We start from the raw sequence: 20,417 nt of genomic DNA, 5'->3' as shown, positions 1-20,417 counted from the left end.
GATAACTATTTATCAACAAATTAAAAACTTATCAGGTTGTTCTATTTAAGTTGTGATTTATACTAGTGACTTTTTGTATAGATAGTCATTTCAATAATTTTTAAGGTCTGATAGCTCAGATCAATTGGATGTTAAGTAAGACTCTTGCTGCATTAAATCGCATATCAGTTTTAAAGGATGCACCATGAAAATAGCTATAGTAGGTACAGGTTACGTTGGCTTGTCTAATGCTATGCTATTAGCCCAACATAATGAAGTTGTAGCGCTTGATATCGATCAACAAAAAATAGCTCTTCTAAATAATAAAAAATCGCCTATTGTTGATACCGAAATTAGTGAGTTTTTAATTCGTGACGATTTAAACTTCACAGCAACGACAAATAAAGAAATTGCATATAAAAATGCTGATTTCGTGATAATTGCAGCACCAACTGACTACGATGTAGATAATAATTATTTTAATACTAGTTCTGTTGAAGCTGTAATTAAAGACACTATGGATCATAACCCGAATGCAGTTGTGGTTATAAAATAAACAGTGCCAGTTGGTTTTACACAATCAATAAAAGAAAAGTTTAAGGCTGAAAATATTATTTTTTCACCTGAGTTTTTACGTGAAATGCAAGCGGGCGATGTTTATAAAACCTTTGCAGATACACAAGACTTGTTTGCTACCACTGACTACAAGCAATAGTAGATGTTAAAAAAGGCGTAAGCGAATTAGTCAAATGGTATAAAACTTTCTACTCGTAAAGTATCACCTCAAAGGCTGCGCCTATTATCAAGCTTGCCTAACCTTGGGCGTTTCGCTTACATGCGCTTTGAATTTCGTAGGTGAGCAAACCTTACGACTACATAAATTTTATTATTTGGCGTATTTACATGTTTTAATGCATAAGCTGCATACCCATTTTTTACTTACCAACCTCAACTTTTATGTCTCCCCCTAATAACTCTTTATACTTAATTGCTAGTGCGCGCTTCGCATTCTCATCGCCATGCACAATTTTTATATGGTTTGGTTTTTTACGCATGCCGGTTACAAATTTAATTAATCCGTTTTGATCCGCATGTGCACTGTAACTGCTTATAATGTGTATTTTTGCGTTTATGGTAATACGTGTATTGTTAATAACCACATAGCCACCACTTGGGCCGTATTTTTGTATGTTTCGCCCTAATGTACCTCTGCCTTGATAACCTACAAATAACACGTCTGTTGTTTTATCTCCCAAGAATTGCTCAAGATAATTAACTATTCGGCCGCCGCTACACATACCGCTAGCTGCTAAAATAATGGCGGGGGTTTGGTGCGTGGCTAAGTAATTAATAATAGCTTTGTGCTCGTGATGCGTATCAATTGTTGTTAGGTTTTTAAAGTCGAGTGGGTGGCGGCCTTTAGTAACCTTGCGTTTAGCCTCACTATCCCATAGGTGTTTAAATTTTTTGTATTGCTCGGTAAAGTTAGCTGCCATGGGGGAGTCTAGTATTACGTGAATGTCTCGCCACTTAGAGTTTTCAGGTGCCTTATAAATTAGTTGCTCAAGTTCGTAAAGTAATTCTTGTGTGCGGCCAATACTAAAAGCAGGAACCAACACAACCCCATTGTCGGCAACTGCATGCTCTATGACCGATTTTAAAGTTTGCGTGCGTTCTTTGCGGCCTTGATGGTTTTTGTCGCCATAGGTCGATTCTATAACTAGAGTGTCTGCTTTGTAAGGTGGCTTTGGTGCAGGTAAAAGGGGAGTATAAGGTGCGCCTAAATCGCCTGAAAAAACGACTCGGTGTGTATTTTTGCTCGAGCTTGGTTTATTTATAATATCAATTTCGACATAGGCTGAGCCTAATATATGCCCCGCACGTTGAAACCTCGCTTTGGCTGTTTGTTCACCTTTACATGGTAATTCAAACCAGCTTTTATAATCCACAGCAATAATACGTTTTTTTAATAAGCTTAAACACGCTTTTATAATTTTAGGGTCGCGAGTAACGCCTACTTTTAACGCGTCTTCAATCACTAATGGTAATAAACTAGCTGACGCTAGAGTGGTAAAAATTGGCCCTTTAAAGCCAGCTGCTAATAAGTAAGGAATTCGCCCAACGTGATCAATATGGCAATGAGTAACAATAAGCGCTGTGATGTTAGTAACATTAAACTCGATTGATAAATCAGCTTTAGAGTCTTCACCTTGAAATAATCCGCAATCAATTAGTATGCTTGTGTGCTTATTAATTGCCAGCTCGTGGCAGGAGCCGGTCACACCATTAACAGCTCCGTGATGAAGTATGCGCATTTCATTGCCTTATATTATTAATTTACCCTGTAAGTTTAAGGTAGAAGCAAACCGTTGAAGATTCAAGAACGGGTGGGGGCTGGGTTTATATTTGTAGGCGGGGCTTTATGTCGCGCTTGTTGAGTTTTTTATAAATGCGTGAGGAATGCAATGAGAGATGCGCGAGGTAAACTCCCGCCTACGGGTTGGGTGATATTTGTAGAGCTGCGCGAGGTAAACTCCTGCCTACGGGGTGGGTGGTATTTGTAGAGCTGCGCGAGGTAAACTCCCGTCTGGATTGGGTTTTATATCTTAGTTCTAAAATACAGACAAAAAAATACCCCGATGGTACATAGTATCACCGGGGCTTTTAATCGTTTAAGGGAGCTAAACTTTAAAAGCGTCTACCGATAAACGAAGTTCTTCAGCTAGTTTTGCGACTTCTGAACTTGAGATATTAGTTTGGTTTGCACCTTCGGCGGTTTGCTCGGCTATTGCAACAATTGACTCAAGGCGTTCGCTAATTTCTTGTGCTACTTGTTGTTGTTCCAGTGCAGCGTTCGAAATCTCTTCACTTACATCGTGAGCTTGCGAAACGGCAAATGTAATTGAATCAAGAGCGCTACTTGCTAGGTCAGTTTGTTCAACACACGAAACCGCACGCTGTTTACCTTTACTCATTGCTGTTACAGCAGCCTCAGCGCCTGTTTGAAGAGATTCAATCATTGAACGAATCTCTTGCGTAGACTCTTGAGTTTTACTCGCTAGAGAGCGTACTTCATCGGCTACAACCGCAAAGCCTCGGCCATATTCACCTGCACGCGCAGCTTCAATCGCCGCATTTAGTGCAAGTAAGTTAGTTTGGTCTGCAATGCCGCGTATTACATCTAAAATACTACCAATTGATGCACTATCTTGGTGTAGCTTATTAATCACCTGTGATGCATCGTCTACTTCACGCGCTAGCTGTTCAATAGTTGCTTTGTTGTTATTCGAAATACCTTTAACACGTTCAGCTTCTTTATCGGCATTTTTGATTTCGCTAAGCGCTTGTTGCGCACTGTTGCTAACCGTTTGCGATGTACTGCTCATTTCGGTAGTAGCCGTAGCTGCTTGTTCAACTTGTGCTTGCTGATTACGAATTGCTTGGCTAGATTCTGCTGTAATTGCCGATGTTTGCTCCGACGCTGCTGCAAGCTGAGTAGAACGTGAAATAATGCCCTTAATTAAGCTGCGTAGGCTATCAATTAACGTATTACAACTTTTAGATAGTTCACCAAATTCGTCTTTAGCGCTGTCGTCTAAACGTTGAGTCATGTCGCCGCTGGCAACAATATCTAGTATGCGGTTAACTTCAGCAAGTGGTTTTGTTATACGGCTAACTGTAATAATAGCAATCGCTATGGCTAAAAGAGTGGCTATGATCATACCAACCCAAGTCCATAAATTAGCTGAATCTACATCGCTGCGCACGCCTTGTTGTAATTTGAATGCAACGTTACTTGCTTGAGTAACTAACTCATCAATTTGGTTAAGTGCCATTTTGGTGGCTTGCTCTGACTGTGCAAGCTCAGATTGTGTGAGCGTGATTGAATCTATCAGTTGTTTTTTGTTTGCAGCTAAGCTGTTATTACCTTTTATATTGCTTTCTAAAGTATCAACGTATTCTTTTAGATTTGAGAACAAAGTGCTATGTGTTTTCTCTATAGCGGGTTTAATAAGTGCAACCGTACGTACCACTTGTTCTAAATAATACGTTTGCTCGTTTTTAATAATATCGAGTGTATTATATGTTTTAACAGTTAACATGTCGGTACTGTTACTTACAACCGACATAAAGTTATTTTCTAGGTTATTTGCTGCTTGATAGGCTTCTGGATGATTTTCCTCAAACCCAGCAATGTCGATAATATCTAGTACGATTGAGTTAGCATCTTCTGCAGTTAGTTCTATATTTTCTAATTGTGCAGTTAATGTTTTATTTAGTGCAAGTTGTTTACTTTTATCGTCTAACAAACTTTCTACGGTACTTAAGAAGCTTAAATAGGTTTTTTCTACATCTTTGCTACTTTGATTAAGTATAGTATCGTTTTTTACTACGTCTTGAAGTTCACGATGAAGAGTGTTAAATAATTGTTTTTGTTCGATAACTTGTTTTTTAATTGGTGCTAGTTCACTTGCTGATGAAGTGTAAAAACTAGCTTGAGCCGCTTTACTCATTAAAATAAATTCGGCTTGTAATTCAGAGCTTTTATTTAATGCAGGAAGTGATAGTTGGTTCACTTTTTGAGTTGAGCGATCAATGTTTGCTATTTTTATTAAGGAATTACTACCAATTATTAGTAATAATAACGTAATAAATATAAAACCACCCCAAATACGTTGGCTTACTGTCAGGTTCATAAAATTTCCACTCAAAGATACTTCAGTTAAAACTTATCGGCGCCTTCACTAATAAGTTAAGTAATTAAAATCAATTACTTTAATTAATTTTAACTATTAATTTATAAATCTAACAGAAGTATTAGCTTTTTTCAGTTTATTTAGACGAAAGGTGGGATTTTTCTGTAATTATTTTTTTACTACGAAGTTCCATTAACGTCATGCTATTACCCCACACGCAACCGGTATCTAGGGCGTGAACTTGTGGGTGGCCTGTTTTCCCTTCAAGAGCAGCCCAGTGGCCAAAAATAATATCGTGTTTAGTTTTAGCTATATTAGGGTGGTTAAACCATGGTGTTAATGTTTGGTTATCCTTTATTGCGCCCTTTGCATTAAGTTCAAGTTTATTATTAGTTGTTAAAAAACGCATACGGGTAAAGTAGTTAACTATATATCTAAACTTTGCAAAATCATCAAGAGTGCTTGACCATGTTGCTGGGTGAGGCTGATACATGTGTTCAAAAAACGCTTTAGCATTGTGTGACTGATAACAGCTTTGTGCAAATTGTGCTTGTTTTAGCGCATAGTCAATTGACCAATCGGGATTTAATCCTGCATGAGATATAAAACAGTTATGTTTTATAAGCTCTAAAGCCAATGGTTGGGTTTGTAAAAAAGCGATGTAACGCGCTAATTTTGGGCTTTCAAATATTGGGTTTAGTTTATCTTTTGGGTTGGTGGGTTTGTTAAGGAAGTAGCAGGCAACCATGTGAAGGTCGTGATTGCCTAAAGTGATGGTCATGCTATTTTGATGTTGGTAAATATAGTCTATGCAGGCTAGGGAGTCTGGCCCGCGGGCAACTATGTCGCCAACTAAATAAAGGTGATCTTTGCTTGGGTTAAAATCAACTCGTTGCAAAAGGGTGTTAAATTCACTAAAACACCCTTGTAAATCACCTATCGCATAATCTGCCATTTAAGTGCTTAATGCAAAATGTTAGGGCAAGCCAAACGAAACACATTAATAGGCGCCTGAAACTCAGAGCCAAATTCGTTGCGTAACGTGTAGTGGCCTTGCATTGTGCCTACAGGTGTATCTAAAATTGCACCGCTGGTGTATTTATAGCTTTCGCCTGGGCCAATGTCAGGCATTTCGCCAACAACGCCTTCACCTTCTACTACTACTTCTTTACCATTTGCATCGGTAATTAACCAGTAGCGGCTCAGTAATTTTGCACTACATAAACTATGGTTTTTAATCGTTACTGAGTAAGCAAATACGTATTTTTCAAGCTCAGGTTGAGATTGACCTTCTACGTAAAATGTTTCTACAGACACCTTTACAGGCGATCCAATATTACTGCTTGTTGTCATAAATCCAGTTAGCTATATCAATAAATTGTTGTAAAGATAAGCGCTCAGCACGCAGCGTTATATCAATGCCAATGCTAGTAAGCTCTTCTGCAGTTAGTAAATTACCTAAACTGTTACGCAGTGTTTTACGGCGTTGATTAAAGGCTTCTAAACACACAGTGTTTAATATTTTAACGCTTTTTGCTGTACGTTGCTCTGGCTTCTTAGGTATTAAACGTATAACCGCAGAGTCAACTTTTGGCGCTGGTTTAAAGCACTCAGGTGGTACTTCAACAACCGGCATTGCATTACAGTAGTATTGAGTCATTACGCTTAAGCGGCCAAATGTTTTACTACCTGGGCCTGCGACCATGCGTTTTACTACTTCTTTTTGAAGCATAAAGTGCATGTGCTCAATATGATCTGAAAATTCAAAAAGATGAAACAATAACGGTGTCGAAATGTTGTAAGGTAAGTTACCAAACACTTTTAATTTTTTGTCATCGCGAACCAAGCTTGCAAAGTCAAACGTCATTGCATCGCCTTGGTTAACGGTCAATTTAGGACCTAAAAATGGGTGTTCGATTAATCGTTGGGCTAAATCTTTATCTAATTCAACAACCGTTAAGTGGCCGCTTAATTCGGCTACTGGCTCAGTAATTGCGCCAAGGCCGGGGCCAATTTCTACTAAGTTGTCTTCTGGTTTAGGATCGATCGCAGAGACTATTTTATCGATGATAGATTCATCAAATAAAAAGTTTTGCCCAAAACGCTTACGAGCGCGGTGTCCTAAATGTACTTTATCGGTCATTGATTTTGTGCTTTTTCTTGGGCGAGCTTAATTGCTTCGCGGATCGCTAATTCAAAACTGCCAACGTCAGCTGTACCAGTCCCTGCTAAATCGAGTGCAGTACCGTGGTCAACTGATGTGCGGATAAATGGTAAGCCAAGGGTAATATTTACCGATTTACCAAATCCCTTGTATTTTAGCACAGGTAATCCCTGATCGTGATACATAGCAAGTACTGCATCTGCTTCAGATAGGTATTTATCTTGAAATAAGGTATCGGCCGGTAGTGGGCCAATTAAATTCATACCTTCGCTTCTGAGTATTTCAAGCGTTGGTGTGATTGTTTCAATTTCTTCACGGCCTAAATGGCCATCTTCACCGGCATGTGGATTTAAGCCACACACTAAAATACGTGGCTTTTCTATACCAAACTTAGTTTGTAAGTCGTGATTTAAAATACCAGCTACTTTAGTTAAACGCTCAGGAGTAATGGCGCGCGATACATACGCAAGTGGAATATGAGTGGTTACAAGTGCAACTCGTAAGCCCTCTGTTGCAAGCAGCATAACTACATCAGCAGTATTTGATTGCTGCGCAAAATACTCAGTGTGCCCACTAAATGAAATGCCTGCTTTGTTAATTATGCCTTTGTGAACAGGGCCCGTAACAATCGCATCGAACGTACCGTTCATGTTTTTTTCACTTGCTATACGCAAGGTATCTAACACATATTGTCCGTTACCGTCGTTTAGTACGCCAAGTTCTACATCAACCGCTAAATCAACCTGATGAATGTACAAGCTGCCAGCAGGTGCTGCGACAGCTGGGGCATTATCATCAAATTCAATTAAGTTTATTGTTAAGCCTAAATGTTTTGCGCGCTCTTTTAATAGTTTGCCATCGGCAATTGCTACAAGTTGAGCATCCCACGCTTGCTGGGCAAGCGTGAGTAGCAAATCTGGGCCAATACCGGCAGGTTCACCCGGTGTAATAGCAATTCTTAGGATCATATTTATTGGTCTGTAGGGAAAATTTCAACGTGAGCTTGCTCGCGCATTTCTTGCTGCCAGTTAAAACTTTCTTCCTTAAATTTACGGTTAAACAACATACCGTGAGCACGGTTACGCTTAGCTAGCTCAGTTTTGTCAGCTACACGTTTACCAAGTAGCTGAACAATATGCCAACCAAACTGTGTTCTAAACGGCTCGCTTATTTCATCTTGCTTAAGAGAAAGCAATGTATCTTTAAACGCAGGTACGTAGGTAGTTGGGTCTGTCCAATCGTACTCACCACCTTTAAGTGCAGAGCCTGGATCTTCTGAGTATTCTTTAGCTAGTTTCCCAAAGTCAGCTGTTCCTGCGCGTAAGTCTTTAGCAAAGCCAGCAAGCATAGAGCGTGCTTTTTCTTCACTTAAAATAATTGAAGGTTTAATAAGTATATGGCGTGAACGCACTTCAGTCGTTTCTACAATTTGCAGACCACGAACATCTTGTACTTTAATGATATGAAAACCAGCACCAGAGCGAAGAGGGCCGACTATTGCGCCTTTCTTTTTACTTTTAACAGCCTCGGCAAAAAGCGATGGCATTTCGTTAATACCCATCCAACCAAGTTGACCGCCTTCAAGTGCTTTAGAGCCACTTGATGAAGAAATAGCAATACGCTTAAATTCTTGGCCATCGTTTAATAGCTCAATTACTTTGTCTGCACGTGTTTTTGCACTTGCTATTTCTTCGGCCGTTGCATCATTAGGAATGTCTATTAAAACGTGGCCAATATCATACTCTTCAGCACTTTGACCTTGAGTTTCCATAATTTTTAAAAGGTTATCAACTTCTTGCTCGCTAATATAAATACGACGATCAACATTGGCACGTGTTACTTGCTGCGTAGTAATTTCTTTACGAATTTCTTCACGGTAGGCTTGAAAGCTTTCACCTGAGCCTTCAATAGTACGGCGTAAATCGGCAATTGTTCCGCCTTGATCTTTTGCCATGCTTGCAAGAGTTTGATCTAGTTGGCTGTCTGAGATTTGCAATCCCATACGCTCAGCCATTTGCATCATAAGCGTTTGACTTACTAAACGCTCTATAGCTTGCACACGAAGTGTTTCATCTTTTGGTAGCTCTTGGCTTTGTTCTTGCGCTTGCTTTTTAACACGATTAATAATGGTGTCTACTTCGCTTTTTAAAATTACGCCTTCATTTACAATACCAATCACTTTATCTATTTCTACTGGGGCAGCTATTGCACTTTGACAAAGGCTGACACTTAAAACTGCTGATGTTAATAATTTTTTTAAATTCATATTCTTTTTACTACTCTTGCTGATAGTACTCTAGTTACTAAGAAAATACGGTCTACGATAGCCAAAAATACCTTGTTGTAATAATTTTTGTGCATCATAACGGCTTTTACTGCCAAGTCCTTTTAATACAAAATTCAAACTAATACCTGAATCAAAAGTTGCTTGTTCTTGGCCTATTGACTGATTTAAATCAGTCTCAATTTGGCGGTGGCCAGTAATTTGGATAGCCCAACAGCATGATTCATACTGTAATCCGCTCAATATTTCGGTACTTCTGTTGTTTTCAAGATCTCGATGATAACTCGCAATAAATTGCCATTCGTCGCTAATAGGAATACTTGTAAATACACCTACTTGTTCGATTGTATTTCCTGAGACATCATCTGCATAGCGATGGTTCAATTGTACTAGCTGATTATTATCACCTTTATAATCTAGCGTTACATTTGACTGTACCATTTGCTTGCCATCTGTATCGTATTGAATACCTCCAGCGAGGTACCAACGGCGATGCCAATGTAACATGGTTTGAGCTGCAAATAGTGCATTATAATTAGTGTCTGAGTCTAAGTCTTGCTCTGTTGGCTTTGCATCATCACTTAAATAAAAGATTTGTCCCGCGCTAAAGTTAAATACTTCTTCTTGCTTTTTATCAAATAAGCGCGTTGTAGCACCTATAGTAAACTGATTCGCGGCTGCTATTCGGTCAACACCCGAAAAGCGCACGTCTCTAAATAAACCATAATAATCGTCTTGTAGCTTAGTTGTATCAAACAAGCCAATGTCTGACTGGTCTTTATTAGGTGTATATAAATATTGAATTTGCGGCTCTAAAGTTTGTATACCATCTTCAATAAAATAAGACGTGTCACGCTCAAAATTAAGCTGAGAGTACAAGCGTACTTTAGGAATAGTACGCGATACGGTATCGCTGTATTGCGTGCCGGTTAAGTTTCCGCTTTGTTTATAATTAGTTTGCAATAAGCTCACTTCAGATAAAAAAGACCATGCATGAGTGGCATAGTTGTATCGTGCTTTTGGCTCTACGTGTACACGAGTTGCGCTATCTATGGCTACTTCTGATGAGTCATTAGTAAAATGACTCATCTCGCCAGACACACTAAAGTCAAAATTATCAAAACGCCACGGTGCGGTTTGCGTAAAATTAACTTGTGGTATTGCAGTATATGACTCTAAGTGATCGCCCAGTACTTCAAAATTTTGCACTTTAATATCGGTGCGCCATGTTTCACCCAAATGAGTCAGTGAACCAGTTCGATACAGCTGAGTATCTGTTTTACTCGCGTAGTTTGAAGTTAAATCAGTGATATAGTTATCATCGCTCACATTCGTTACATCAACGTTTGCACGCCAATTTTCACCCAGGTAGCTCTGCTGTTGCCAATGAAACATGTAGCGTTCATTTAAATCTGGCTCAGAATCATCACTATCTAAATATTCAATCCCCACTAAGCCTTCGTGTTGCTCTGTTAGGTATCTAAATTCTGTTTGTAACTGCAGTCCTTTGTTAGACATATAACGAGGAGTAATCGTGGCATCAAAATTAGGTGCAATATTTAAATAGTACGGCGTAATCGTTTCAAGGCCGTACTTGTCAGAGCTTGAAATAGTCGGAGTTAGTAATCCCGATTTACGGCGTTCATCCAGCGGAAATGTAAAATAAGGTAAATATAAAACAGGTGTATCGAGAATACGTAATACCGCGTTGTATGTTTCGCCCCAGCCTTCTTCGCGTGAAAGGTTTATTTTGTCGGCTTCAATTTCCCATACTGGGGTGTCACTTGGGCAAGTAGTAAAGCTTGCATTCATGAGTAATAGGCCAGACTGATTAATAGTGAGTTTTTCAGCGCCGCCTTTGCCTTGTTGCTCGGTTAGGCTGTAGTCGGCGCCTAACAAACTAACTTCTGAATTATTTAAATCGGCATTTAGTCCGGTGCTATTTACTTTACTCACGTAATCTTGATAAGTAATTGGCCCTGTTGCATTTAATAAACCACGCTGTTTGTCTATCAACGCAGTTTGTGCGGACAAACTCATCTTAAGGGTGTTAATATCAACATTGCCGGTAAATTCAGCGCTTTGAGTGCCAAGCAGCTCAACATCATCAGCTCGGATATCAACTTCACCAAGGTTAAGGCCTTCAAGTGGTTGCCAAGCTCTGGTTTGCATTGAAATGCCACAAAGGTTGTGTGCCAGTTCAGTTTCGGCAAGCGATGGTGCGCTAACTACGCTTAGCATCAATATGCCCCAGGTTTTGCTCATTTATCGACCTTAATACTGTGTGTTTAATATAATATACACATAATAAAGGAAAATAATGGCAATTACAGTAATTGACCTATAAAAATAGATATCATTATAAAATGACACGCTTTGATAATTTACAACAATTTATAAACACACACCTTAATGCCAAGTCGCATACTTTAAATGCGATCACGGGTGATGCTAGCTTTCGCCGTTATTACCGTTTAAGTCACGATAATAAGCATTTAATAGTGATGGACTCAGATCCAAAAAAAGTGAATAACGAGCCTTATATTTCGCTAAACCAGGTGTTTGTTGAGCAAGGCTTTTTACTTCCTACTATTATTGCAAGTGATGAGAAACAAGGCTTTTTTGTTCTTAGTGATTTAGGCAGTACGCACTTAGCTGACATGCTTGATGATGCAAACCGCACCGAACACTATCAAGCATTAATTAGTTTAAGTGCTCAGTGGGCTAAAACGCCGGCAGCTTCTGCTATGCAAGCGTATAATGAAGATTTTATAAAAGTTGAACTTGATATATTTAGCCAGTGGTTAGTAAGCGATTTTATTAATGAGCCACTCAGCGCGGAGCAAAAAGTAATGTGGCAAACAAGTTCAGAGCTATTAATACAGACCATGCTTGAGCAACCAACCGTTACCGTTCATCGCGATTACCATAGCCGTAACATTATGAATAGTAACGGCCAGTGGGCAATTATAGATTATCAAGATGCGGTACGTGGGCCGCTTTGTTACGATTTAGTATCGCTACTGCGCGATTGCTATTTTAAATTGCCCCAAGAAGAGTTAACAAGCTTGCTTGATTTTGCTTATCAAGAATTTACAGATCAAAATTTACTGGTGAATACTTCGTTTGATGAGTTTAAATATTGGTTTGATTTAACAGGATTACAGCGCCACTTGAAGGCTGCAGGTATATTTTGTCGATTATATTTACGCGATGGTAAAACAGGTTATTTAGATAATATTTTACCGACTCTTGATTACATTGCTGAAGTAGCAGCGAATTATCCAGAGCTTAGAGCATTGAGTGAGTGGACAAAAAATACCATAGTGCCAAAAGTGACTGAAAAGTTAGCAAAGGAGCGCTCATGAAAGCGATGATTTTAGCTGCAGGGCGCGGACAGAGGATGATGCCGCTCACGCAGAATATGCCAAAGCCTATGTTAAAAGTGGCAGAAAAACCACTTATTGAGCATCATATAAATAGCCTTAAAGCTGCCGGGGTTACCGATATTGTAATAAACCTTGCGTGGCAAGGTGATAAAATAAAAGACTACTTTAACGATGGCAGCCAATTTGGTGTAAATATACTTTATAGCCAAGAAGTTGAAGGTGGCCTTGAAACGGCCGGTGGTATTATTCAAGCGTTACCCCTGTTGGGCGACACGTTTATTGTAGTTAATGGCGATGTATACACCGACTATGATGTAAGTGCGCTTATGCAGTTACACTTACAACCTGGTGAGGCGCACATAGTGCTTATAGAAAACCCGCCACATAATCCGAACGGCGACTTTGCATTGAGCCACTTATCGCCTGATAGTCAAAAATACACATTTTCGGGGATTAGCCGGTATCAGGCTGATTTTTTTAAAGGATTAACGCAAGGTATTCGCCCTCTTGGGCCTATTTTACGTGAAAAGCTAAGTGAACATTTAGTCTCTACTGAGCTCTACATTGGTCAGTGGGATGACATTGGTACACCAGAGCGTTTAAATCAATTAAACAAGCGTCTTGAGGCGTAATAACTAAATTTTTAAGAAGGCAGTATTATAAATGTGGGGAAAAATTCTCGGTTTTTGTTTTGGCTTTATGTTTGGCAAATTTTTTGGTGCTATTTTAGGTTTATACCTAGGTCATTTGTTTGATAAAAGCTTAAAAAATAACTTTGATAAAGCGGGCGGCTTTTCTAGCTTATTTAGTGGTGACGACGTGAATGAGCGCCAAGCTTTGTTCTTTTCAAGTTGCTTTGCTGTAATGGGGCATATTGCTAAATCGAACGGTCGAATTAGCGAAATACATATAAAAGCAGCTAATTTGTTTATGGACGAAATGGGTTTAAAAGGTGAAGAACGCCGAGAAGCTCAGCATGCATTTCAGTCGGGGAAAGAGAGCGATTTTTCACTTAAAGAAACCGTACATGACTTTAAAGAGCGCTTTGCAAAACGAAATGACTTAATGCAGTTGTTTTTAGAAATACAAATCCAAATGGCATTTTCTGACGGAGTGCTAGCCGAGCAAGAAAAGCAATTATTAGCAGAAGTAAGTAAACAACTAGGTATTTCTAAAGCACACTTTGCATTTGTATTAAAACGTTACCAGGCAGAGTTTAACTTTAGAAAACAACAACAGCGTTTTAATCAGCAGCAAAGCCAAGGCCAAAGTAGCAGTTACCGTGAGGGCTCAGGCCATCATGTGCCGCCAAATAACAATATGGATAGGGCGCAAGCATTGGCATTATTAGGTTTAAATAGCGATGCGTCGCAGCGTGATATAAAAGTAGCGTACCGTAAACTTATGTCGCAACACCACCCAGATAAATTAGTGTCGCAAGGTTTACCAAAGCACATGATGGAATTGGCTGTTAAAAAGAGCCAAGATATTCAAGCTGCTTATGAGTACTTAAAAAAGTCGGCGTAAAAAGCCGTCTATTTCTTTTGTTAGGCGTGCGTGTTGATCTGGTTGATTGCGCAGGCCAAACAATTGGCGTTGACGGTAATCAAACTTTGCATTTCGGTTAACCCAGCGCTGACGGTTTTTAAGGTTCATTAAAATGTCTGTGCTGTCATTAGCATAGTAAATATCAAGCAGGGCAGGTGCAACAAGTGACGTTGTTTGGTTTAACCCCTTGTTACGCTTGGTGTTAGGTAAGTAACTACTTAAACTGATAAACGCATTTACTCTCTGAACAGGAAAATCTGCATAGTGCTCTAACAACACTCCAGCGCTAGTTCCTTGTGCAATAACAACTATATTACTAGAGTCTTTGATTGCGATTTGATACAGCGCATTAAAGCGAGAGGTTAGATTTATTTTGTAGTTATCAAGTACGTCATCAGACACTTTTTCTATTGCATTAACGTAATGAGGCTCATCTTTTATTTTTTCAGGCTGCGGTTGCGCGTCTGTTGTGGTGCTGGATGATGCTGGTTTTTCAGTGCTACTAGGAGTTACTTCACTTTCGCTAGGGATTACTTCGTTTATTTTACTTGCTTGCCAATCAATGTCGGGTACCGTCATCGCGTAAGTTGTATAACCTAAGTTATTAAGCTCTTTACGCAGAAAGCTCATACCAGAGTTGTTAGTAGGTGTAGAATTCCAGTCCGGTATAAGTAAAACGATCCCTCTGAAGTCGCTACTCATATATTCACTATAAAGGCTTAAAAATTCTGTTTCACCCGCTAATATTGTTTTTATTTCGTCGCTTGGGAGTAGGTGCTCAATGTCGCTATTTTCAATAATTGATAAAGTAGGTGGAGCAATATGTTCAGCTGCACTGACAGAGTTAGCTAAAATTAACAGGCTACAAAGTTGTATGTAAAAAAAAGCGCCTTTTAAAAACCGTGTAAACACCATAATAAACCTAACTAATGACTATTAATTAGGTATCGGCAACGTTAGCTAAAAGTTTAGGACGAATTAATTAGAGCTGATTAAAACTCCAATTCAGCTTCAAAAGTAAGTACTTGCTCAGTTACGGGGTGCTTTAATTGCAGCATTTGAGCATGTAATTGTAAGCGAGGAGCAGCAGCAAGTGCCTCTTTATGGGCGTAAAGTCTATCACCTAAAATAGGATGACCAAGGCTTAGCATATGTACACGTAGTTGATGCGAGCGACCAGTGATGGGCGTTAGCTCTACACGGGTTGCATTTTCTTCACGCTCAAGTATTTTGAAATGCGTAAGCGAAGGTTTACCTCTGTCGTGATCAACCATTTGTTTAGGGCGATTAGGCCAATCACAAATAAGGGGTAAATCTACTGATCCTGTTTCAGCTTCAAGCTGTCCGTATATACGTGCTATGTAACGTTTGGCTGTTTCGCGCTCTTGAAACTGCATACTTAAATGTCTGTGCGCTGCTTTATTCATGGCAAGGCACAGTATGCCAGAAGTCGCCATATCTAAGCGGTGCACTATTCTTGCTGTTGGAAAAACACGATTAACGCGATTAATTAAGCTGTCGGCATGTTTAGGATCTTTACCTGGAACAGTTAATAACTCACTTGGCTTATTAACTATAAGTAAGTCGTCATCCTGAAAAAGTATTGTTAAATACGGACTCATAGGGGGATTGTAGTTAACTAACACGGCCGACCTTAGTAATTTTGAAGGGCACTATTTTAGTAGAGCAAGCCAACAGGCTCAAGTAAAAGTTTGGCTATGTTGTTTTAACTAATAATCCAAACCTAAGGCTCCTTTAGAGCGCTTTTATAACTTAATTTCTTGCGCTGTTAATAATCGATATTCACCACTGGCCAAGTTTTCATCTAGGGTAATTCCCGCAATTTGCTCACGATGCAGCTCAACCACTTTGTTATCTACCGCGTAAAGCATACGCTTAACTTGATGATACTTACCTTCACTTATCGATAAACGCAGGCCGTAATTAGCAAGTCTTTCTGCTATAGCTGGGCGGGTTAAATCTTTTTCGTTATGCAGCATGACGCCTGTACGTAATTGCTCAAGCGCTTCATCGGTAATCGGCTCTTGGGTTTCGACGAGGTAGGTTTTAAATTTATTGCTTTTAGGCGACGTAATTTTATGTGACCAATCGCCATCATTAGTAATAATAACTAACCCTGTGGTATCTATATCAAGGCGACCTGCTACATGAAAGTCACTCATATTTGGCTCATCAAGTAAGTCAAAAACAGTTTTATGTAGCTCGTCACTGTTAGCACATACATAGCCAACAGGTTTGTTTAGCATGTAATAACGCTTACCTAAAAATACCAAAGGTGTACCTTGGTACAGTACTTCATCTTGCTGGGCTAGCTGAAAATTATGTGATGTGATTACTTCGCCATTAACGCTTACTTCTTTTCGCTTAATACTCGCGCGAGCTTGGGTACGCGGTATTTCAGCTAAGTGGCTAATAAATTTATCTAAGCGGCAAGGGAATTTCATTTTGGTTCACATTTTTAGTGGGCTACAATGGGCGCGATTATAGCCGATAGTGAAATACCATGACAGTGCACAGCACACAAATTTTAAGCCTTTACCAAGCAAAAATAGACACAGGTGAACTGTGTTTTGATGCTGCGCAGCAAAATGCAGTGGAAGCTTTAAATACGCTAAGCGAGCAACTTCAAGCTCACACATCATGGTGGCAAAAAGCGACTTTAATAAAAGGTGTTTATTTATACGGACCCGTAGGGCGTGGTAAATCGATGTTAATGGATTTATTTTATAAAAACCTACCTATTGAACAAAAGCAGCGGCTGCATTTTCATCATTTTATAGCACAAGTGCATGCCCAGCTTTCGCAGCTACAAGGTCAAAAAAATCCACTAATCTTAATTGCAAAACAGTGGGCTAAAAATATTCGTGTATTGTGTTTTGACGAGTTTTTCGTGAGCGACATTGGCGATGCTATGATTATGGCCAGATTGTTTAATGCGTTGTTTGAACAAGGTGTTGTGCTGGTGGCCACATCGAACGCAAAGCCAGAGCAGCTTTATTACAACGGCCTGCAACGGGCGCGATTTTTACCTACTATCGATTTAATTAATAACCATTGCCATATAATTAACGTGGCAGGGGAGGACGATCACCGTTTTAGATATGGTAAAAACAGTCGTCACTATTTTATTAATTTATCAAATCACGATTTTGAAAATAAGTTTTTAGCTTCGTATCCAGCTGTAACATGCAGCAATACAGTTAGTGTGCATGGGCGCGATTTACCTTATTTATTAAAAGCAGATAACGCCTTGATGATTGATTTTATGGCGGTATGTTCAGGCCCACGTAGTGCTAACGACTATATGTTTTTAGCAACGCAATTTGATGTGTTATATGTATCGAACGTACCGCAAATGGGTGTTAAAGCAACGGGTAAAGTTATTGTTCATGGTATAGAAGATAGTTACCAACGCGAAAAACAAACACTTGATGAGCATACCTTTGACGACGAAGCACGGCGCTTTATTGCCTTAGTAGATGAGTTTTACGATTGCCATAAATTGCTAGTGATAAATGCGCAAACCGATATTGAACATTTGTATAAAGGTAAAAAGTTAAGCTTTGAATATGTACGCACGCAATCACGGATAGTCGAAATGCAAAATTGGTAACGCTTTAATATATATTGTAAACGAGCTTGCTCACGTGAGAAGCGCAGCTCCCTCTAAACTTCTTTGTGAATAAATCACTTAAGATCTTATTGCACAAATAGAAGCAAAAGAGGAGTAAATGAGAAAACATTAAAACATAGAAATTACGAGCTTTGCTCGTCACGCCAGCAAGCTGTGTCTACAAGAAAGTTTAACCACGGTGTTAAACTTACCCCTCTTGGCGCACTATATTCTCAAGGGCGCGAATATTAGTAATTAAGTCTTGGCGTTGTGGGTTAGCTTGTAATGCTTTTCTAAGATGCTTTAGCGCGCTCGGGTAGTCTTTAGAATCAATCGCTATTTGCGATAATCCAAGCCACGCCGATAGTTGGTAATCAGGTAGGGCTTGTGCACGAACGTACATAAGTTTTGCTTGGGTAAGTTGGCTTTTACTGCGATATATACTCGCTAAACTAAGTAGCGCATCACCTAAATTCGGGTTTATTTTAAGTGCGTTATTTAAGCTTTTAAGAGCACGTTTAGTATTACCTTGTTGCATAGCAATTTGTGCGCTGTATACAGAAAACTGGGCTTGTTCATCACGGGGTAGTTGCTTAGTTAATCTTTTTGCGCTGCCTATTAGATCTTTAGCTAAATCCCATTTTTGTTGAGATACAAGCCAGCCTAAAGTTTGCATCGTGGTATTAATAACCTCAACTTGCTGCTGTTTAGTGGCGTGTTTTAAACCTTGCTTTAATAAACTAACAGCGCGTTCACTGCTGCCTTCACTTAAATGCAGCTGGGCTGCTAAAAGCTGGTTATTGGTATCTTTAGGGTTGAGTTTTAAGGCTACTTCAATAGCAGCAAGCGCTTGCTTTTTGTGATCAAGTTGTAATGCTATTTGTGCACGTTGCAACCAAAGTTCAGCATTATCAGGGGTTTTATTGAGTAATTCTTTTAATAATGCATTTGCCTGACTTAAATCACCCGATTCAATTAACGCAAACAATAGCCCTTGTTGATATTGGCTTGTTTCTGGCGCAAGCATCAGCGCTTGGCGGTAGGCCGCTACTGCGCTCCAAGGTTGGTTGTGCTGTACGTGTATATAAGCAAGTTGCGCATAACTTTGTGCGTCAGCTTGGCCAAGTTCAATACTGTGAACTAGGTGTGTTTGTGCTTTGTCATACTTTGCTTGTTGCATGTATAAAAGGCTCAAACCTTGGTGTGCTTTTACTAAATCAGGTGAGGTTTTTAAACACGCTAAGTAAGCTAGTTCAGCGTTATTAAAGTCTTTTGTTGAAAGCAGTACTTGTGCACGTAATAAGTTTAAAGCAGTGCTATCTTCGCTTATATCACGGCCTTTAAATAGCGCAGCGACTTCACTGTAATTACCAGCTTGCAATAGTGGTTGTACTTGGCGAGCAAAACCGCGCTCGTTAGGCTCAATCAGAACTTCTGTAGGGCCCAGTAATTTATTATTTATAGTTAACTGCCATGTTGGATCGCTAGGCGATAACGTTACTTTTAGTGGCGCACTTTTTAGTGGCGTACTCATGGCACTAGCATGCACGCTAGTTACACCTAATAAAGGGAATGAGCACATTAAAGTAGTGATAACTGCGCGAGTTAATGGTTTTAGCGTTTTAATTACGTTCATGTTTTTCATTTTAATAGGCTTAAGGTTTAAATTCGATTGGTAAAGTGAAGCGAGTACGAACCGCTTTACCTTCTTTTTTAGGTGCACTAAAGCGGATTTTTTTTATGATGCTGTCGACAACGGGTTTAATTTCAGGGTATGGGTTTTGTAATACTTCGATTAAAGTAACTTTACCGTTTTCATCTATAAAAACATCGAGCTTTACAATAAATACATCGACACCTTGGCGAGTTAAACTTTTTGGTATTACCGCTTTTACAGGTGTGAGTGGTACGGGCGGGCTATCAAGCTCGCTTAGGCTAAATGCATCCCAATTTACACTCATTGATTGCCATTGTGGCGCGCTTACTTTTACGTTAGGTGTATCGGGTTTTACAATACTTAAATTGCTGTTGATCTTAATTTTTACTGCTTGAATTGACGCGCCTGCACCTTCTACCGCTAAGCTTTGCATTGGCTCAATTGTTTGCTGTTGCGATATTGATGGCGGAGGAGGAGGTGGCAGTGCCACCATGGCAATCTCACGTACAACCACTTTGTCTTGTATATGATGCTCTGCAAGTTGTCCAAGCCATAAAAGCAGTAATGCAGCACTAAGTACAATGAGGCTAAGGCCAAATGCAAACAGTGGATGGCGATTGTTTTTTGTTTTTTGAAGCGAGTTAATCGTGTGCATATTATTGCTTCGTAGCTAAGTTAACTTGCGCCGCGCCTGCCAGCTTTGCTTCGTCAATTACTTGAACAAGTAACTCTGTAGGTACTGTTTTATCAGCTTGAATTACCACAGGGCGTTGTTGCTGTTTTAACATTTGCTCGACACTACTACGCACGCCAGCAACACCAATTTGGCTGCCATCAAAAAATACTTGTTGAGAGTCGGTTATTGCTAAAAATATAACTTGCTGCTCAAGGCGACTGGCCGATACGGCTTGTGGTTTATCAACTTCAACGCCGCTTTCGCGTACAAATACGGTTGTAACAATAAAAAATATTAGCAATATAAATACCACATCAAGTAGCGGCGACATATCAATATGTTGCCCCGCTTCTTGCTCTAGCTTGTGCTTTAATCGTGATTGCATAGTG

18 protein-coding genes and 2 pseudogenes are annotated in these 20,417 nt (G+C 39.6%); 6 read left to right on the top strand and 14 right to left on the bottom strand.

Annotated elements, in window-relative coordinates:
- Window positions 1-184: 184 nt before the first annotated feature.
- Window positions 185-628, top strand: a pseudogene (locus I6F40_RS03765) (UDP-glucose 6-dehydrogenase); the annotation flags it as partial.
- Window positions 611-753: pseudogene (locus I6F40_RS19875) on the top strand (protein CapI); the annotation flags it as partial. The pseudogenes I6F40_RS03765 and I6F40_RS19875, both read left to right, overlap by 18 nt.
- A 161-nt stretch (window positions 754-914) precedes the next feature.
- On the opposite strand, the gene I6F40_RS03760 reads toward I6F40_RS19875, so the two are convergent.
- The 8 genes from I6F40_RS03760 to lptD all read right to left on the bottom strand — a co-directional run bounded on the left by I6F40_RS03760 (window position 915) and on the right by lptD (window position 11,389).
- Window positions 915-2,294 carry an MBL fold metallo-hydrolase RNA specificity domain-containing protein gene (locus I6F40_RS03760; protein WP_197192500.1) on the bottom strand — a complete coding sequence of 460 codons (1,380 nt, stop codon included), beginning with the start codon at window positions 2,292-2,294 and terminating at the stop codon, window positions 915-917.
- A gap of 366 nt (window positions 2,295-2,660) precedes the next feature.
- Window positions 2,661-4,676: a methyl-accepting chemotaxis protein gene (locus I6F40_RS03755; RefSeq protein ID WP_197192499.1), complete on the bottom strand. Its 2,016-nt coding sequence runs from the start codon at window positions 4,674-4,676 to the stop codon at window positions 2,661-2,663.
- Between the two features lie 136 nt (window positions 4,677-4,812).
- Window positions 4,813-5,631, bottom strand: a complete 819-nt coding sequence (locus tag I6F40_RS03750) for a symmetrical bis(5'-nucleosyl)-tetraphosphatase (protein ID WP_197192498.1) — start codon at window positions 5,629-5,631, stop codon at window positions 4,813-4,815.
- An 8-nt stretch (window positions 5,632-5,639) separates the two neighbouring features.
- Window positions 5,640-6,029 carry a Co2+/Mg2+ efflux protein ApaG gene (gene apaG / locus I6F40_RS03745; protein WP_007585091.1) on the bottom strand — a complete coding sequence of 130 codons (390 nt, stop codon included), beginning with the start codon at window positions 6,027-6,029 and terminating at the stop codon, window positions 5,640-5,642.
- Entirely contained in the window at window positions 6,013-6,819 is an 807-nt protein-coding gene (gene rsmA / locus I6F40_RS03740) for a 16S rRNA (adenine(1518)-N(6)/adenine(1519)-N(6))-dimethyltransferase RsmA (protein WP_007585090.1), read from the bottom strand. Before rsmA ends, apaG begins: the two co-directional genes overlap by 17 nt.
- On the bottom strand, window positions 6,816-7,808 hold the full coding sequence (gene pdxA / locus I6F40_RS03735; protein ID WP_197192497.1) for a 4-hydroxythreonine-4-phosphate dehydrogenase PdxA: 993 nt from the start codon (window positions 7,806-7,808) through the stop codon (window positions 6,816-6,818). Before pdxA ends, rsmA begins: the two co-directional genes overlap by 4 nt.
- 2 nt (window positions 7,809-7,810) lie before the next feature.
- Window positions 7,811-9,106 carry a peptidylprolyl isomerase SurA gene (gene surA / locus I6F40_RS03730; protein WP_197192496.1) on the bottom strand — a complete coding sequence of 432 codons (1,296 nt, stop codon included), beginning with the start codon at window positions 9,104-9,106 and terminating at the stop codon, window positions 7,811-7,813.
- Window positions 9,107-9,136: 30 nt separating this feature from the next.
- A complete protein-coding gene (gene lptD, locus I6F40_RS03725) occupies window positions 9,137-11,389 on the bottom strand; it encodes an LPS assembly protein LptD (RefSeq protein WP_197192495.1) in 2,253 nt (750 codons plus the stop codon).
- A gap of 101 nt (window positions 11,390-11,490) precedes the next feature.
- Between lptD and I6F40_RS03720 the strand changes: the two genes are divergently transcribed.
- Genes I6F40_RS03720 through djlA form a run of 3 tightly spaced genes read left to right on the top strand, consistent with a single transcriptional unit; the run spans window position 11,491 to window position 14,040 of the window.
- Window positions 11,491-12,492 (top strand): aminoglycoside phosphotransferase family protein, encoded by a 1,002-nt coding sequence (locus tag I6F40_RS03720; protein WP_197192494.1) that lies wholly within the window; start codon window positions 11,491-11,493, stop codon window positions 12,490-12,492.
- Window positions 12,489-13,145: an N-acetylmuramate alpha-1-phosphate uridylyltransferase MurU gene (gene murU / locus I6F40_RS03715; RefSeq protein ID WP_197192493.1), complete on the top strand. Its 657-nt coding sequence runs from the start codon at window positions 12,489-12,491 to the stop codon at window positions 13,143-13,145. Before I6F40_RS03720 ends, murU begins: the two co-directional genes overlap by 4 nt.
- Before the next feature lie 31 nt (window positions 13,146-13,176).
- On the top strand, window positions 13,177-14,040 hold the full coding sequence (gene djlA / locus I6F40_RS03710) for a co-chaperone DjlA (protein ID WP_197192492.1): 864 nt from the start codon (window positions 13,177-13,179) through the stop codon (window positions 14,038-14,040).
- On the opposite strand, the gene I6F40_RS03705 is transcribed toward djlA, so the two are convergent.
- The 3 genes from I6F40_RS03705 to rsuA form a co-directional block, all read right to left on the bottom strand.
- On the bottom strand, window positions 14,023-14,976 hold the full coding sequence (locus I6F40_RS03705; protein WP_197192491.1) for a DUF3530 family protein: 954 nt from the start codon (window positions 14,974-14,976) through the stop codon (window positions 14,023-14,025). The two genes, djlA and I6F40_RS03705, sit on opposite strands and share 18 nt — an antisense overlap.
- Before the next feature lie 77 nt (window positions 14,977-15,053).
- Window positions 15,054-15,707 (bottom strand): bifunctional tRNA pseudouridine(32) synthase/23S rRNA pseudouridine(746) synthase RluA, encoded by a 654-nt coding sequence (gene rluA / locus I6F40_RS03700; protein WP_166377081.1) that lies wholly within the window; start codon window positions 15,705-15,707, stop codon window positions 15,054-15,056.
- 120 nt (window positions 15,708-15,827) lie between these two features.
- Complete coding sequence (gene rsuA / locus I6F40_RS03695) at window positions 15,828-16,526, bottom strand: 16S rRNA pseudouridine(516) synthase RsuA (RefSeq protein ID WP_197120183.1); 699 nt, start codon at window positions 16,524-16,526, stop codon at window positions 15,828-15,830.
- A gap of 59 nt (window positions 16,527-16,585) precedes the next feature.
- Between rsuA and zapE the strand changes: the two genes are divergently transcribed.
- On the top strand, window positions 16,586-17,695 hold the full coding sequence (gene zapE / locus I6F40_RS03690; RefSeq protein WP_197192490.1) for a cell division protein ZapE: 1,110 nt from the start codon (window positions 16,586-16,588) through the stop codon (window positions 17,693-17,695).
- Window positions 17,696-17,903: 208 nt separating this feature from the next.
- Here zapE and I6F40_RS03685 read toward each other — a convergent pair whose 3' ends face one another.
- The 3 genes from I6F40_RS03685 to I6F40_RS03675 are packed head-to-tail and all read right to left on the bottom strand — an operon-like array spanning window position 17,904 to window position 20,413.
- Entirely contained in the window at window positions 17,904-19,331 is a 1,428-nt protein-coding gene (locus I6F40_RS03685; protein WP_197192489.1) for a tetratricopeptide repeat protein, read from the bottom strand.
- A gap of 19 nt (window positions 19,332-19,350) precedes the next feature.
- Complete coding sequence (locus tag I6F40_RS03680) at window positions 19,351-20,007, bottom strand: energy transducer TonB (protein WP_197192488.1); 657 nt, start codon at window positions 20,005-20,007, stop codon at window positions 19,351-19,353.
- 1 nt (window position 20,008) lies between these two features.
- Window positions 20,009-20,413, bottom strand: a complete 405-nt coding sequence (locus I6F40_RS03675) for an ExbD/TolR family protein (RefSeq protein ID WP_010555259.1) — start codon at window positions 20,411-20,413, stop codon at window positions 20,009-20,011.
- Between the last annotated feature and the right edge of the window lie 4 nt (window positions 20,414-20,417).

This window comes from Pseudoalteromonas sp. SWXJ133, assembly GCF_015864365.1.
GTDB classification, from domain to species: Bacteria; Pseudomonadota; Gammaproteobacteria; order Enterobacterales; family Alteromonadaceae; genus Pseudoalteromonas; species Pseudoalteromonas arctica.
This window is presented reverse-complemented; position numbering and strand designations above follow the sequence as displayed.